Raw genomic sequence first — 15,704 nt, 5'->3', positions numbered from 1 at the left:
AAAAAATAAGTAAGCTTTTATTCCTGTTTTGTAGTATCATTTTTATGGGAATATCATGTGATAAAGAAGACACGATGGATGAACCTTTTATAGAAGGAAAATTCCAGGGACTGGCAAAATATGTAATAACAGCAACACCCATAGGTACAAGTGGTATTGCGGATGTTTTACTGACAACAGATAGCCTCGGTGGTGGCACTATTACCACTGCAGGCAATGGTATGGAGCAGGATGGCTCTTATCGCTACTACCTGACGCATAAGGGAAGATTTTTCAGTCTCCTGTACGGACAGGGCAACCCCGGAGCAGTGACTACCTATCGCTTTACTACCAGCGGTAAAATGGTGAAAACAACAGAGTTTCAGACAGAAACTGTACAGGTATTTGTTAAAGTAAACGATGAACTATTACTTATAAAAGTACCGCGGAGTGGCAATGAAGTGGCCAGTACGTATCGCATTGATGCCATGAAATCAAGGATTGTAGGACGTGGCAATATAAATATTGTGCAACTCGCTGCAAACGGAGAAAGGGCGCATTTCACCTGGGCTACCCAGGTAGGAGAAAAAGTGTATGCGCCTTACATGAGCATCAAAGGATGCTGCAGTGACGCATTTGGTACGGCGTATCCCGATAGCAGCTGGGTAGCTGTATTTTCTTACCCTGACCTGAAGCTGGAAAAAGTAATCAGGGATAACCGTACCAGCTACTTAGGAGCTTATTTCACCGATGGATTAGGCGTTACTGAAGAGGGAGATGTATACGGTTTTTCACAGGCGGCTGCAACCAACGGTGGAAAAGTAATCACCACCAGGCCTTCGGCTATAGTGAGGATATTGAAAGGGACCACCGAATTTGACCAAAACTATTTTTTCAATGTGCAGGACATATCCGGTGGTCATCATATTGCTTCACAGGCTTACCTGGGGCATCATCAATTTTTACTGATGATGTATGAAGATGCCCGGGCAGTGAAAGGCAATCTGAAAATGGCGCTGGCAGATGTGGAAAAGAAAACGTTTACCTGGATAACAGGTGCACCGGCGGCGATTACCAGTACTTCTGCTACCTATAATAACAATACCACTTCTGAAGATGGTAAAACCGGTTATATCGGTTTAAATACAGCGAACGGAAGTTGGGTATATAAAATAGATATAGCAACAGCTACGGCTACACGTGGTTTAACAGTGAACGGTGGTAAGATTACGGCGATTACAAAAGTGGAATATTAATAACCCGTTTAAGTAGAAAAATATGAGTAATTCAAAAAAAGTAACCGGGAAGAAATCCAATTCCCGGTCACTGTTTTATCGCATATCTGCCTGGCTGCATTTGTGGCTGGGCCTTGTGTCGGGTATTATCATAGTCATCATTTGTATTACCGGCTGCATCTATGTATTCAATGAAGAAATTATCAGCCTTATAGAACCGGAGACCAATATTCCGGTGCAGTCGCAGGCATTGATGGCGCCATCGCAGATCATGGCTGTGGCGAATAAAGTGTATCCCGGTAAACAGGTGGGTTATGTATTGTATAAAGAAGGGAAGGCAGTAGAAGCTAATATCGGCGGGCGTCGAGGTGGGTCTACCCTGAAACTGAACCCTTATACCGGGGCAGTCATCAGCAAGGTAGACCGCAAAGAAGGGGATGTCAGCTTTTTTCGCTGGGTATTGAACGGACATCGTTTTCTTTGGCTGCCTTACAAAATAGGACGTCCTGTTATCAATTACAGCACTCTTATCTGTGTGATTACGCTGATAAGCGGGTTGGTGTTATGGTGGCCCAAAAAATGGAATAAAAGCACCCGTAATCAAAGTTTTAAAATAAAATGGGGTGCAAGTACCAAAAGGATCAACTATGACCTGCATAATGTACTCGGATTTTATGCCCTGCTCCTGCTTTTTGCTATAGGCGTTACCGGTATGGTATACGGACTGGAATGGTGGAGCAAAGGCCTGTACTGGGCTACTTCGGGCGGGAAAGTCATGCCCGAATTTGTAGAGCTGAAATCAGATTCTCTGCAGGCAGGGAAAAAGCATTTTGATAACCTGGGACAAAAGATGGACATCTCCTGGAAAACAGTAGTTGGAAAACATCCGGAAGCAGCTGGTTTTTACCTGGGATTCCCGGATACAACCAAAGCAGAGGCGGCTATCAGCGTGATCGTCTATCCTTCCCGGGGACAGTATTATAACAATCAGCGTTACCTGTATGATCAGCATACACTGGAGCCGCTTACGGGCAATAAATTGTATGAACAGTCTTATCAGGAAGCTGATTTTGCCGGTAAACTGAGACGCATGAACTATGATATTCATGTGGGCAGCATACTTGGTTTGCCCGGAAAATTTATGGCTTTTTTTGCCAGCTTAATCGGTGCCACTTTGCCCATTACCGGGTTTATTATCTGGTGGGGCAAAGGAAGAAAGAAGAAAACACCGGTGGCTGTAAAAAAGGTGGCGCAGACTACCACTGCATAAAAGATAATCCGTCGTAGATTGGAAGAGAGGGGGTACATCCGCGGATGTGCCTCTTTTTTTATGTGGAAATGAGTAACAAATGCGCCGTAATATGCCCTTATTGCGGAATTTTGTACCCTGAAACAGCTGAATCCGGCAGAAAAATAACGGTATGATTTTTTCGCGGTTATCATAAAAAATAGCTCATTATGGAAAAGATAAACCAGGTATCTGATAATGCGAAAGTGGTACTTTCACTGATACAGGCCATCAATGAAGAAGATTTCGATACAGCAAAGCATTTTGCCAACGAGGACATGATTTTTGAAGGCGTGATGGGATCGCGGCAGGGTGCCACTGCCTACTTCGATGATATGAAAAAGATGAAGCTGAAATATGCCGTGCAGAAGGTGTTTGTAGATCAGGAAGATGTATGCCTGTTTTATGATCTCACGATGGAAGGTAAAACCATTTTTGGTTGCGCATGGTATCATCTGGATGGCGGCAAGGTGAGTTCACTGAAAGTTATTTTCGATCCGAGACCATTCCTCTGAAATGTACAGAATTTTCGTATAAATATACAGGTAATAGCCGCTTGCCAGCGTTACATTTGTTTTAAAATTGAGCACGATGAAAGCTATTATTTTGAAAGAACCTGGCAGCGTGGATCATTTACAGATCGTTGAACTACCAGTGCCTGTTATTGCAGCAGGAGAAGTGCTGGTAAAAGTAAAAGCCATCAGTATTAACCCGGTAGACGTAAAGACACGCATCGGTAAAGGACAGTGGGCACGATTGAAAGATGAACATCCAATGATATTGGGATGGGATATTTCGGGTGTCGTCACCGCTTCCGCTTCTCCTTTATTTAAGGTAGATGATGAAGTATTCGGGATGGTCAATTTTCCGGGCCATGGGAGAGGGTATGCCGAATATGTAGCTGCTCCTGCTGAACACCTGGTATTGAAGCCTGCCAACATTTCGCATGAAGCCGCCGCCGCGGCTACACTGGCAGCACTTACTGCATGGCAGGGCATGACGTATTATACACCCATTTTACCCGGACAAAAAGTATTGGTACATGCAGCTGCCGGTGGAGTAGGACACTATGCGGTGCAACTGGCTAAACATTGGGGTGCATATGTCATCGGTACTTCTTCTGCTGCCAACAAATCGGTGGTACTGGGTTTGGGAGCAGATGAACATATTGACTATACCAGCCGGCAACTGGAAGAGCACACAAAAGATATTGATTTTGTAGTAGACGCGCTTGGTGGAGAAAACATTGATCGCTCGTTGCTGATTATGAAAGAAGGTGCCACCATTGTGAGTCTGCCTTCCGGTCTGAAAGAAGCAGTTACTGAAAAAGCAGCAGCAGTGGGTTGCCACGGCTATCCTGTGGCAGTAAAATCCAGCGGTGCCGATATGGCGAAACTCGCAGATCTTTTGCAACAGGGACAGTTGATTTCCCATGTTTCCAGGATATTCGCATTCGAAGAAATGTCTGCTGCACATTTGCAGATTGAATCCGGAAGAACCGTTGGTAAAATAATTATTTTGTTATAAAAAGACAATATGCGCTGTGGTAGTTATTCTTACAACGGGCTGTTGTTTTTAATTTATCTTGATATATTTTTTGACTTGCTGAATACCTTGAACCTTTTACATTTACGCTGCTTATGATTTAATCACATATTATTATAACCATGCGTACCCTCAATTCCTTCATGCTGTCATCCCTGTTGCTATTGGCCATGGGATGTAAAAAAGATGCAAAAGACACCAAAGGCAGCAATAGTAGCCTTACTTCCAACGAGAAAATACCTGTAGAAATACAAATTAACCAGGTCGATAAAGGCGCCCGTAACAGTGGCCATTATTTAAGTGCCATCTACAGCGGTGTTATTGATGCAGATGTTACTTTTAAAGTGCAGGTACCCCGAACAGGAGGGCTACCGGACACCGTTATTACGGCGACTATTCCTGCGGGACATAAAAACCTGATGCGTGATAATCCTTCCGGTATAGGTAATATAAACCTGTTTGAATATTATATCGGCCCAACAGGCAATTTCGATGTGAATGAAAAGGTATTATCCATTCAAAGCCCGGATAAGAAGTATGTTTTCTCTTCCGGTTATGATAAAATCAATTGCATGGAGTTGACTACGACCGTGTATTTCAAAGCTAATCATTATGTGATTAATTACAGTGACTTCAGTTATGTCACATCTATTTTATATCAAAAGGCAGATAAAAGTTATGCTTTCTCTTGTTACAATGCACTGAGAGTAAAATCTGGATTATCTCAAGCCGCTTTATTTGTAGGACAGAAAATAAAGATGCCTTACTTTAAGTTCTATTATGGCAACAAAGACTATGGCACCGAGGTAGATGCTAATGGGATTGCTCCTGGTTCCGGTTCTACCGTTGAATTTACGATTATCGCCATAGGCGATAAAACGTTCGATGCTACTTTTTCCGGTAAAGTATGGTCCAAAGCGGATGCGGATACCTCGGTGATAACAGAAGGCAGGTTGATGCACGCAAAATTACCTGAGTAATTTTTTTTAAGGATGATGCGCCACCGTTGTAAAACGGTGGCGTTTTTTATGCCGTATAGGAGTATTTAAAAAAATATTTCTACCTTGTAGCCATAATATAACTCACATGCACCGCATATATTCCAGTACACCTCCTCCAGCTGTTGTTGTTTTGCAGGCAAAATAACCAGCATTTCTTCTTCTTAGCCGCTGTTCCTGTTGCAGGAATCAGCTGAATCATTGTATCTGTCTAAGTCTGTTGACCTGGTTATTTTTTCGTGCACCTACCTTTCTCTTTATTCTTTTTCTACACAAACGAAAATAATGACCAGGTATATATTAATGGTTTTCGCCGGGGCGTGCAGCTTCGGTATACTCTCTACTTTTGTAAAATTGGCTTACCGCGAAGGCTATACTGCCGCTGAAATCTCCGGTACACAAGCCTTCACCGGCATGGTGGTATTGTGGATCCTGTTATGGATGTATCAGAAAAATAAAGCTGCCCTGAGCGCGCGGGAATGGGGATGGTTACTATTAACGGGGGCCAGTATCGGATTTACCAGCTTCGTGTATTATGTGTCTGTGGCATATATTCCGGCTTCAGTGGCCATTGTGATACTGATGCAGTTTACCTGGATAGGATTGCTGCTGGAATGGTGTTTGTTTGGCAAGAAGCCTTCTTTACTACAGCTGATTACAACGGCATTGATTCTTACAGGTACCTGGCTGGGCAGCGGACTGGCTACAGGCGGCACGCAGCCGGTATCGCTGAAAGGACTGCTCTATGCCGGTGCTTCCGCTTTTTTGTACGCCATTTATGTGGTGGCCAACAGCAGGGTAGGAAAGCAGTTGCATCCACTGCAAAAAAGTGCGGTGATCATGACGGGATCCACGATGGGCATCCTGTTGGTGAATGCGGCCCCGCTGATTGCCAGCACACATTTTGATCCGGGTCTGTTGAAGTGGGCGCTGTTCCTGGGCCTGTTCGGCACCATTATCCCGCCGCTGTTATTTGCAAAGGGGATTCCCAAAGTGGGCGCTGGTATCAGTGCGGTGATTATGACGGCCGAATTACCAGTAGCTATTGTATGCTCGCATATGATACTGAAGGAACCGGTAAATGGCTGGCAATGGGTGGGAGTAGCGTTGATGTTACTGTCGATGCTGTTGTTAAATGCGCCTGATTTCCGGCGATAGATAAAATACGGGCTGGCTGAAGCAGGGGACTGTTTAGGCCAGCCCTTTCTACTGATAGAAAATTACAGAGACGGCCACGAGAAGACCATAGTCCTTGAATTCGTTGCGTATGACCTGTAAAGACTTTCCCATATGTTTCTCCACAGCTTTCACAGAAATGCCTAAACGTGCAGCAATTTCTTTATTAGAGAGATGATCGCGGCGGCTGAGCAGAAATACTTCCCGGCTGCGCTCCGTTAATTTATCGAGTGCGAGGGCCAATCTTTTTTCCAGCAGTTTGTAGTCGTAGGTATTATCTGTTTCTGCTATTTTTTCTATAGGGAGATGTTGATGATGTTGCTGATGCAGCAGCGAATTCCTGAGCTCATTGAGTATCCGGTTGCGCAGGGCGCCGTGAAGATAGGCGCTGAAATTTTTTATGCCCGTGAGCGTAGCGCGTTTTTTATAGAGTGTGGTAAAAATGTCCTGCAACATATCTTCCAGCAGGTGAGGCACGGGAAATTTTTTGTAGGCATGAAGATATAGTGCAGCAGCATGGCGCTGATACAAGGTTTCAAAAGCCTTGTTGTCATTGTTTGCCAGTAATGCGATCAATTGTTCATCCTGTAATGCAATATACTCCGTCATTCTTACCACTTATGCCGGTATCGTTAGGTGTCCGGCTGCCATAAAGTGCATAAGATATAAAAAAACGGGTGGTTCCCATCAATAATGGGCGAAAAATAAATTTTGCGCAGGGGGTAGGGTTAGGATAAAGTACCGTGTCTATACCTGCAGACAACCAAAATAATGAGTGATCAACAACTGATAGGGCTATTGGAAAAATACCTGCAGGGGCATTGTACGGAAGATGAACGGACGGCCCTGGAATCATGGTACGATAACTACCGGGCTGTTCAAACGCCGGACAGTAGCGATGCAGCGCCAGACCTGCTCCAGGTGTATAACGATATCACCGATCGTTTAAAGAAGGAGGGGGAATGGCAGGAGCCGGCCGCAGCGGCAGTGCCTAAAATAAAACAACGTTGGTGGCAGGTAGCGGCGGCAGTAGTGCTGCTGCTGGCAGGCGCCGGTATATGGATGTTGCTACCCCGCGCAGACCGGCAGCTGGCGCTGGATACCAAAGAAGGTGTCCGAAAAAAGGTGTTGCTGGGAGACGGCACCCGGGTATGGCTCAATGTAAGCAGCCACCTGACTTATGCTGCCAACATTGGCAGCGGCCAGCGGGAAGTGTACCTGGAAGGAGAAGCTTTTTTCGAAGTCGCTAAAAAAGACCAGCATCCTTTTGTGATCCATACTACTGATCTGAATGTGCAGGTGCTGGGTACCCGGTTTAATGTAAAAGCATATGAAGGAGATGGGAGCATAGAAACCACACTGGTAGAAGGTCATGTGGCCGTTAGCCGTAATGGTAACAGCCTGGTGCTGGCGCCGGGCGAAAAAGCCATCCTCAGAAAGAAAACCCAGGTAACCAGTGGAATGGTGATGAATGGCCGCATCATTGATTGGGGAGATGTACTCCTCATCGTGGAAAAAGTGACACCGAATGTCAGCAGCCAGAAAGTAAGTGAACTCGTGTGGATGGATGATCGCCTGGAGTTTAAGGATAAGTCATTTCCCGAACTGGTGCGACTGATGAGCCGTTGGTACAATCGCAAAATCATTTTAACAGACACCTTCCCGACCGACTACAGATTTAAAGGAACTTTTAAAAAGGAAACCGTCATAGAAGCATTAACAGCATTGGAGGTAACAGCAGATTTCAATTATACCATAAAAGGGGATACCGTTTACATACATCATTAGTCAACCAGATCATAAAAAAACAGTAACACGATGAAAAATTTTGTCCCGGTTCCACCGGAACCTGTATAACCACACGTCTTCCGCCAAAGAATAAGGGAAGTGTCGCCACACTTCCCTTTAAATGTCAAACATGGAACGAAACAACTAGTCCGTGCGGGATTTTCATTGTTTCAAATGTCTAACGTTCAATTCAAATGTATGAAAAAAACGCTGTGTTTAAAAACAGCCCTTTCCAACTATTTAGTGAGAAAAATATTTTTGTGTATGAAGCTTTGCCTCATCCTGATTACTGTTTTCATGCTACAGGTACGTGCTGATGTGCATTCACAAAGCAGGTTTTCGCTTAACAGCCGGCAGATAGCTTTGCATAAGCTGCTGGAGTGGGTGGAAACAAAAAGTGAATACCGCTTCCTGTACAATTACAAAACCTTTCCGAAAGATGAAAAGGTGGATGTCGATTTCAAAGAAGCTACGCTGCCGGAGATCCTGGATAAGGTGCTGACCAAAAGCTTCCGCTACAAAATGCTGGAAGGAGGCCTGGTCGCTATTTCCGAGAGCGTGGCTGATATAACGGTAACAGGTAAGGTAATGGCAGAAAATGGCCAGGAACTGCCAGGGGTCAGCATTCAGCTGAAGGGTACCAGTAAAGGAACAGCTACAGATGTAGATGGCAACTTTAAAATAACGGTCCCTGAAAATGGTATCCTGCTCATTTCTTACCTGGGATATGAGCCGAAAGAAGTACCGGTAAAAGGCAATACACAACTACCTGTTATCAGGCTGAAACCCTCCGAGGCTGGTTTGAACGAAGTAGTGGTATTGGGCTACGGACAAAAGCAAACCCGGCAAAGTATTACCGGTGCGGTATCCAGCATACAAACCAAAGAACTCAAACAAAGCCCCGTAGCCAATTTATCTAATGCCCTGGCAGGACGACTACCCGGTTTAATCACTGCCCAGCACTCCGGCAGACCCGGCAGCGATGATGCGCAGTTGTTCATCCGTGGTATCAGCACCACCGGTGCTACCAATCCACTCGTGGTCATTGATGGTTTACCGAGGGGAGACGCTAATATTGGTCAGCTGGACCCTAATGAAATAGAATCAGTGTCTATTCTGAAAGATGCTTCTTCTACTGCATTATACGGTATTCAGGGAGCGAACGGCATTGTGCTGGTTACCACCAAACGTGGTAAAGATGGCCCTCCCAATATCCAGGTGAACATGCAGTATGCGTTGCAGCAGCCCACTAATTTCCCCCGCTTCCTGAGCTCCTATGAGTCTGGTGTACTGGAAAATGAAGCGGCTAAAAATGATGGCATGCCTGCGGTGTTCACGGATCAGGAATTGGAATATTATAAAACAGGATTGAAGCCGTATGATTATCCCAACACGGATTGGTACAGTGAAATGATCCGGAAAAATTCGCCTCAGAAAACCCTGAATATTAATATCGGAGGAGGATCTAAATATGTGAAATATTTTGTTTCCGGCTCTTACCTGCGGCAGGAACCTATCTATAACCGTGCTAATGAAAATATTTACGGGGTCAAATATAAATACGACCGTTTCAATTTCCGCTCCAACGTAGATATTACGCTGGATAAAAATACCGACCTGCAGGTGGACCTGGCTTCGCGGCTGGAGAATAGAACGAGTCCTTCCGGCGACAGGGGCAGCAATGAATTTTTCTTCGTGGTGCTTTCGCAGATGACCAACCGGCTCACCCCCAGGCTGAATCCCAATGGCAGCATTGCATCGGGCACATTGCGCGAAGATTTTTACAATCCATATGGCCTGATTACACGGAATGGTTATCTGGATGCATACTGGCATAGTACCAATGGTAGCGTGGCACTTACCCGCAAACTGGATTTCATTACACCAGGTCTGAAAGTAAAAGGGCTGTTTACTTTTGAAAACTACGGGGATATCAACTTTGCACTGGATCAGGAATTTGATTCCTATCGTTATAAATCGGTACCCGGTGGGGAAGGTACGTATACCCAACATCGTAAGGCCACCAGCTTACAGCGTTCCGGGGCTTCCAGTGGAGAAAGGTATTACTACTACGACCTGAAATTGATGTATGACCGGGATTTCGGGAAACATGCCTTCAGTGGATTGTTCCTCTTTAACCGTAACTACCGCTCTCAGTCAGGTAATCTGCCAAGGGTATACGAAGGCTTCGTTGGCCGTGTTGCTTACAATTATGCCACAAAGTATTACCTCGAATTCAATGCAGGTTACAATGGATCTGAAAACTTTCCTCCCGGCAAACGGTATGGATTTTTCCCGGCCTTATCTGCTGCCTGGGTGCTGAGTAATGAAAATTTCATGAAAGATCAATCGTTATTCAGCTTCCTGAAAATGCGTTTCTCTCATGGTTATGTGGGTAACGATCAGGTAGGCGGAGAACGTTGGTTATATGTGTCTGATTATGCCCGTGGTAGCGGATTTACCTTTGGTAGTGTGGCTTCAGGTACCAGTGGGTATTATGAAAACAGGGTAGGTAATACCGCTATCACCTGGGAGAAGGCGGCCAAAACAAACCTGGGTATAGAAACAGGCTTTATGAAAGATAAGCTGAAATTTTCAGTAGATCTTTTTAATGAGCTGCGAAAAGATATCCTGGTAGCTGCCGGCACTATTCCCGGATATATGGGTATTACCGCCTCGCTGAACAGGAATATGGGCCGCATTCAGAACAGGGGAGTAGAAGCAGAACTGAATATGTACACCAATGCAGGACCGGTAGGTGTTTTTGCGAAAGTAAATTATCAGTATGTAAAGAATAAAATCCTCGAACAGGATGAACCTAAGTTGGCCTATCCTTACCAGAGTAAGGTAGGACATCCGATTGGTTATGACCTGGGATATATTGCAGAAGGGCTGTTCCAGAGTCAGGATGAAATCAATAAAAGTCCTAAACAAACATTTGCTCCGCTGATACCGGGTGATGTCAAATACAAGGATATCAATGGGGATAATAAAATAGACGAGGCAGACCGGGTGATGCTTCCTATGCTGAATGTGCCTACCAATTACTTCGGTGCCACCTTCGGGATAGACTATAAAGGGATAGATGTGAGTGTATTGTTCCAGGGTGCAGCAGGTGGCCGTCAGATTTTTTCTTCACAGCTAACGGCCAACTACAGGGAAAGCTATCGTCCGATACATGAGGGCAGGTGGACACCGGAGAATGCCGCCAATGCCACTTTTCCGGCCCTGCATCTCTCTGAAAGCAATATGTCCAACAACTTTATCAGCTCTTCTTACTGGATCAGGAAAACAGACTACATCAAATTGAAGAATGCAGAAATAGGTTATCGCCTGCCCGCTCATTTGTTGAAAAGAGTGAAGATAAAGAGTGCCCGCATTTATGTAAATGGCATGAACCTGATCAGCTGGGATAATGTAAAAGACCTGGGCATAGATCCCGAATCCAATACCGGCGGACGCTGGGGCTGGCAGCCTTACCCGATTATGCGGGTGTTTAACGCCGGTATTACCATCAATCTTTAATCACGGGGATAAATTATAATGATGAAAAATACTTTAATAAAAACAGGGATTACGGCAGTACTGATGATGTGTGTAACTGCCTGCGGGAAAAATTTTCTCGACAGAAAACCCAGTGACCTGATCACCGAAAAGGAAGTATTTTCAAATATTGAAAATGCGGAGGGCTTTGTAAATACCATTTATCAGAGTTTGCCTAATATGTTTAAACCCGGTTCGGGCTGGGGCTTGAGCAGTGCTACCGATGAAACCAACCAGGCGAGTGATAACTCCGCCTCCTATCCGGACGCAGGTAATTTCAATACAGGATCTATGAGTCCGGCTAATTTTCCGATGGCCGACCTGTGGACCAGTTTCTATGGAAAAATCCGCGCCTGTAATAAATTCCTCACCAACTATGATATGATACCGCAGGATCCTAACTATCCGCAACGCCGCAGCCGGCTGAGAGGAGAAGTGTTGTTACTGCGAGGATACTATTATTTTGAACTGATGCGTACCTGGGGTGGTGTGCCGTTGTTGCTGAGTGAAAAAAATCCATTCGATGATCCATCCGGTATTTACTTTAAACGCAACAGCATTCCGGAAGTGACAGCCAGTATCCTGAGTGATCTGAAAGAAGCCGCTGCATTATTGCCCGTAACGTATAACGATCGCCCTTCTAACTGGGGACGTGGTTCTAAAATGATTGCCATGGCGCTGGAAGGACGGGTACGTTTATTTTATGCAAGCCCGTTGTTTAATCCTGGTAATGAATCCGGCCGTTGGCAGGAAGCTGCCGTAGCCTGCAGGGCCGCATTGGATACCGCTGTCATGAACGGTTATACGCTGTATGATAACTACAGCGATATCTTCACACAATATTTTAATAAAGAAGTGATCTGGAGCCGCGGTGCGCCGGGTGCTTTTGGTGATGGCGGCATAGACCGGGAGATGAACCCCCGCAGTGCCAATGGCTATGGTAACATTACGCCTTTACAGGAGCTGGTAGATGATTATGAAATGAAGACCACCGGCTTGCCAATTACTGACCCTGCCTCCGGCTACAGTGCACAAAGACCTTATGAAGGCAGGGATCCGCGTTTTTATGCTACTATTTTATATCCTGGTTGCAGCTGGAAAGGGAAAGTACTGGATCCTAACGGTGCCGACGCACCACGCTCCGGGCAGATCGCTACCAACTACTGGCCACGTAAATACCTGCTCCCTTCGGTAGATTTATTTTCCGGCTCTGGTGGTACCGATCGTAAATGGGTGTTGATCAGAACTGCAGAATTGTATCTCAATTATGCAGAGGCGCAGAATGAAGCAACAGGTCCTGGTGCGGATGTATACAATGCGCTGAATGCGATTCGCGGCAGGGTTGGTATGCCATCTATCAGTGGTGGCGACCAGGTGTCGCTGCGGGCAAAGATCCGTCACGAAAGGAGAATAGAACTGGCCCTGGAAGATCATCGTTTCTGGGATGTGCGCCGCTGGAAAATAGCCGCACAAGTGGATAACAAAGAGGTACACGGCGTAGCTGTTTCCGGTAGTGGTAACGTTACGTATTCGTACCCGGTAATTGAGAAAAGAGTGTTTGATGCTGCCAGGAATTACTGGTTGCCTATTCCACAAAGCGAAATGGATAAGGTCAGCAGCCAGAACCCTGGCTTTACACAAAATCCGGGTTGGTAATAACGTAACTGTCTCACTAAAAAAAATAACAGATGAAAACTATATTATATCGTTTGCAGATAGTGATGCTGTTATGCACAGCCGCTGCCTGTAAAAAAGACAAGGGCTTTGTACACGACAACAACGCCCCGGTGGTGATTGATAAATTTACACCGGAAACAGGTGCTGCGGGCACGGAAGTATTAATTTATGGCAGCAATTTCAGTACGGATACCAGTGGTGTAAGCGTTACTGTGAATGGCAGGAAAGCATTGATAGAAGGTGTTATCAGCGATCATATCCTGATCGTGATACCAGAGAAAGCAGGTAGTGGTAAAATCACGGTGACGATTAATGGAAAAGCTACTACTACCACTAAAGACTTCGGATACATATCTTCTTACAAAGTAAGTACGCTTGCAGGTAATGGTGTAGCTGGTTTCTCTGATGGAAAAGGTATTTTCTCCTCTTTTAATTTTGGTAAAAGATGCGGTATGGATGTAGATGCCGATGGCAATTTATATGTAGCAGATGCGGACAATCATCGTGTACGGAAAATAACGCCTGATGGAACGGTGACAACACTGGCAGGCAACGGTGCCGGCGGTTATGTGGAAGGTAAGGGAAATACTGCACAGTTCTCTCTGCCACTGGATATTGTTACAGATAAAGACGGGAATGTAATTGTGGCAGATCCGGCCGACTGGACCATCCGCAAAATTACACCGGATGGTACTACCTCTCTGATCGCCTGGGGAGAAGCCTGGGGTATTGGTATTGATAAGCGCAATGGAATGATGTACTACGCCAACGCCCGTGCTGCCGGCAGCATTTTCCAGGTAACACCGGCAGGTGAAGCCAAAGAGATTATCAGGGACCTCAGTTATCCCGCCGATGTAGCCGTAGATGATAAAGGCAATTTATTTGTGACGGAGAATGGAAGTTCCGTGATCAAAAAATTTGCAGCAGATACCTGGGCGCCAACCATTGTTGGCGGTACAGCCAATCAAACCGGCCTGGTAAATGGTACCGGAACGGCTTCCCGTTTCGACTATCCCTGGGGTATTGCAGTTGATGCCGCCAACAATCTGTATGTTGCTGGTAATGGCACATCAGATGGTTCGGTGGTAAACAGTAATCAATGTATCCGTATGATCAGCGCCAATACGTGGAATGTGACTACTTATATTGGTGGCAGCACCGCAGGATTTGCAGATGGCGCCGGCGCTACCGCGATGTTCAGTGCACCTACCGGTGTTACCATCGACAAAAACGGGGCTGTATATGTGCTGGACAGAAATAATAATCGTATCCGTAAAGTAATCGCTGAATAAAAATGAAAAGATTAAAACATATCCTGCCCGTTTTGTGGTTGCTGTGGCTGCCGGTCATGGCCCAATCGCAACAACCGGCTCCGTTTAAATGGAATGTACTTCCGGTAAAAGGGCTTTTGCTCAGTGTGCCGGCTTCGCAGGACGTGCCATTGCTGTGCCGCTTCATCAAAGAAGCATTGGTGACAGAAGGTGTGAATACCCTGGCATTGAGGATTGAGTATGCGTACCAGTTTAAATCTGATCCGGAAGTGGCAGAAAGAAATGCTATTTCAGAATCCGATCTGAAACAGATTGTGAAAGCCTGTAAGGAAGCGGGTATCCGGTTTATTCCGACCCTGAACCTGCTGGCACATCAGTCGGAGCAAACGGAAATAGGACCGTTGTTGAAAAAGTATCCGCAGCTGGATGAATCACCGGACTATAATCCACCGGTGCCGTGGAAAAATGGTGGGATGTTCGACTTCTACAGCAAATGTCTTTGTCCGCTGCATCCGGATTTATTCAAAGTCATTTTTCCGCTGATGGATGAATTGATCGATGTGTGTGGGGCCGATGCCTTTCATGTAGGTTTAGACGAAGCCTGGATCATCGGGTATAATAAATGTCCGCGCTGTGGTGGTAAAGATCCGGCGGAACTGTTTGCTGGCTATGTAAATGCTTTGCATCAACATCTCAAAGAAAAAAAATGCCAGATGTGGATGTGGAGCGATCGCCTGATAGATGGAAAAGAAACAAACCTGCTGGCCTGGCAGGCAAGCATGAATAATACCGCCAGGGCGATAGATATGATACCGAAAGATATTATGATCTGTGACTGGAAGTATGAAGACGCGCCGCCTACGCCCGCCTACTTTGCGATTAAAGGATTCCAGGTGTTGCCTTCAGGTTGTGCTAAAACATCAGCAGTACTGGCACAACTCGACCAGGTATATGCTGCCCGCAAAAATGCATTGATGGCCGAATTCTCCCGCACTTTATCGGAACGGATGCCCGGCGTGTTTGAAACCATGTGGGTGAATACGAAGGAGTTTATTGACGGGTATTATAACCGTAAGGGCGTGCGTAAAGGAACGCAGGATAATGTGGATGCTTTTAAAGCATTGTTTGCAGAAATCAGGAAGAAGGAGAAATTATAAATAACAACTATTCTAATCCTATACAGGTGCTGGGTGTATACTCAGCA

At 45.6% G+C, this 15,704-nt stretch carries 12 protein-coding genes; 11 read left to right on the top strand and 1 reads right to left on the bottom strand.

Annotated elements, in window-relative coordinates; genetic code table 11:
• The first annotated feature begins 44 nt into the window (after window positions 1-44).
• The 6 genes from AB4Z08_RS13730 to AB4Z08_RS13705 all read left to right on the top strand — a co-directional run bounded on the left by AB4Z08_RS13730 (window position 45) and on the right by AB4Z08_RS13705 (window position 6,203).
• A complete protein-coding gene (locus tag AB4Z08_RS13730; RefSeq protein WP_441574315.1) occupies window positions 45-1,235 on the top strand; it encodes a DUF4374 domain-containing protein in 1,191 nt (396 codons plus the stop codon).
• Between the two features lie 22 nt (window positions 1,236-1,257).
• Window positions 1,258-2,484 (top strand): PepSY-associated TM helix domain-containing protein, encoded by a 1,227-nt coding sequence (locus AB4Z08_RS13725; protein ID WP_441574314.1) that lies wholly within the window; start codon window positions 1,258-1,260, stop codon window positions 2,482-2,484.
• Window positions 2,485-2,672: 188 nt separating this feature from the next.
• Complete coding sequence (locus AB4Z08_RS13720) at window positions 2,673-3,017, top strand: nuclear transport factor 2 family protein (RefSeq protein WP_441574313.1); 345 nt, start codon at window positions 2,673-2,675, stop codon at window positions 3,015-3,017.
• 76 nt (window positions 3,018-3,093) lie between these two features.
• Window positions 3,094-4,029, top strand: coding sequence for an NADP-dependent oxidoreductase (locus tag AB4Z08_RS13715; protein WP_441574312.1), 936 nt, complete (start codon window positions 3,094-3,096; stop codon window positions 4,027-4,029).
• A gap of 140 nt (window positions 4,030-4,169) precedes the next feature.
• Window positions 4,170-5,027 (top strand): hypothetical protein, encoded by an 858-nt coding sequence (locus AB4Z08_RS13710; RefSeq protein ID WP_441574311.1) that lies wholly within the window; start codon window positions 4,170-4,172, stop codon window positions 5,025-5,027.
• 303 nt (window positions 5,028-5,330) lie between these two features.
• A complete protein-coding gene (locus AB4Z08_RS13705; protein ID WP_441574310.1) occupies window positions 5,331-6,203 on the top strand; it encodes an EamA family transporter in 873 nt (290 codons plus the stop codon).
• Window positions 6,204-6,251: 48 nt separating this feature from the next.
• On the opposite strand, the gene AB4Z08_RS13700 is transcribed toward AB4Z08_RS13705, so the two are convergent.
• Window positions 6,252-6,830: an RNA polymerase sigma factor gene (locus tag AB4Z08_RS13700; protein ID WP_441574309.1), complete on the bottom strand. Its 579-nt coding sequence runs from the start codon at window positions 6,828-6,830 to the stop codon at window positions 6,252-6,254.
• A 162-nt stretch (window positions 6,831-6,992) separates the two neighbouring features.
• On the opposite strand from AB4Z08_RS13700, the gene AB4Z08_RS13695 reads away from it, so the two are divergent.
• The 5 genes from AB4Z08_RS13695 (at window position 6,993) to AB4Z08_RS13675 (ending at window position 15,657) form a co-directional block, all read left to right on the top strand.
• Entirely contained in the window at window positions 6,993-8,009 is a 1,017-nt protein-coding gene (locus AB4Z08_RS13695) for a FecR family protein (protein ID WP_441574308.1), read from the top strand.
• Between the two features lie 264 nt (window positions 8,010-8,273).
• Window positions 8,274-11,534, top strand: coding sequence for a SusC/RagA family TonB-linked outer membrane protein (locus tag AB4Z08_RS13690; RefSeq protein ID WP_441574307.1), 3,261 nt, complete (start codon window positions 8,274-8,276; stop codon window positions 11,532-11,534).
• 21 nt (window positions 11,535-11,555) lie between these two features.
• Window positions 11,556-13,208 (top strand): RagB/SusD family nutrient uptake outer membrane protein, encoded by a 1,653-nt coding sequence (locus tag AB4Z08_RS13685; RefSeq protein ID WP_441574306.1) that lies wholly within the window; start codon window positions 11,556-11,558, stop codon window positions 13,206-13,208.
• A 32-nt stretch (window positions 13,209-13,240) separates the two neighbouring features.
• On the top strand, window positions 13,241-14,521 hold the full coding sequence (locus AB4Z08_RS13680) for an IPT/TIG domain-containing protein (RefSeq protein WP_441574305.1): 1,281 nt from the start codon (window positions 13,241-13,243) through the stop codon (window positions 14,519-14,521).
• 2 nt (window positions 14,522-14,523) lie between these two features.
• A complete protein-coding gene (locus tag AB4Z08_RS13675) occupies window positions 14,524-15,657 on the top strand; it encodes a family 20 glycosylhydrolase (protein WP_441574304.1) in 1,134 nt (377 codons plus the stop codon).
• The last annotated feature ends 47 nt before the right edge of the window (window positions 15,658-15,704 follow it).

This window comes from Chitinophaga sp. RAB17, assembly GCF_052114225.1.
Lineage (GTDB): Bacteria > Bacteroidota > Bacteroidia > Chitinophagales > Chitinophagaceae > Chitinophaga.
This window is presented reverse-complemented; position numbering and strand designations above follow the sequence as displayed.

Excerpts from the sequence above, each read along its gene's own strand:
- AB4Z08_RS13685 (WP_441574306.1), top strand. The coding sequence starts at position 11,556 with ATGAAAAATACTTTAATAAAAACAGGGATTACGGCAGTACTGATGATG.
- AB4Z08_RS13690 (WP_441574307.1), top strand. The coding sequence starts at position 8,274 with ATGAAGCTTTGCCTCATCCTGATTACTGTTTTCATGCTACAGGTACGT.
- AB4Z08_RS13705 (WP_441574310.1), top strand. The coding sequence starts at position 5,331 with ATGACCAGGTATATATTAATGGTTTTCGCCGGGGCGTGCAGCTTCGGT.
- AB4Z08_RS13715 (WP_441574312.1), top strand. The coding sequence starts at position 3,094 with ATGAAAGCTATTATTTTGAAAGAACCTGGCAGCGTGGATCATTTACAG.
- AB4Z08_RS13675 (WP_441574304.1), top strand. The coding sequence starts at position 14,524 with ATGAAAAGATTAAAACATATCCTGCCCGTTTTGTGGTTGCTGTGGCTG.
- AB4Z08_RS13695 (WP_441574308.1), top strand. The coding sequence starts at position 6,993 with ATGAGTGATCAACAACTGATAGGGCTATTGGAAAAATACCTGCAGGGG.
- AB4Z08_RS13700 (WP_441574309.1), bottom strand. The coding sequence starts at position 6,830 with ATGACGGAGTATATTGCATTACAGGATGAACAATTGATCGCATTACTG.
- AB4Z08_RS13730 (WP_441574315.1), top strand. The coding sequence starts at position 45 with ATGGGAATATCATGTGATAAAGAAGACACGATGGATGAACCTTTTATA.
- AB4Z08_RS13710 (WP_441574311.1), top strand. The coding sequence starts at position 4,170 with ATGCGTACCCTCAATTCCTTCATGCTGTCATCCCTGTTGCTATTGGCC.
- AB4Z08_RS13720 (WP_441574313.1), top strand. The coding sequence starts at position 2,673 with ATGGAAAAGATAAACCAGGTATCTGATAATGCGAAAGTGGTACTTTCA.
- AB4Z08_RS13680 (WP_441574305.1), top strand. The coding sequence starts at position 13,241 with ATGAAAACTATATTATATCGTTTGCAGATAGTGATGCTGTTATGCACA.
- AB4Z08_RS13725 (WP_441574314.1), top strand. The coding sequence starts at position 1,258 with ATGAGTAATTCAAAAAAAGTAACCGGGAAGAAATCCAATTCCCGGTCA.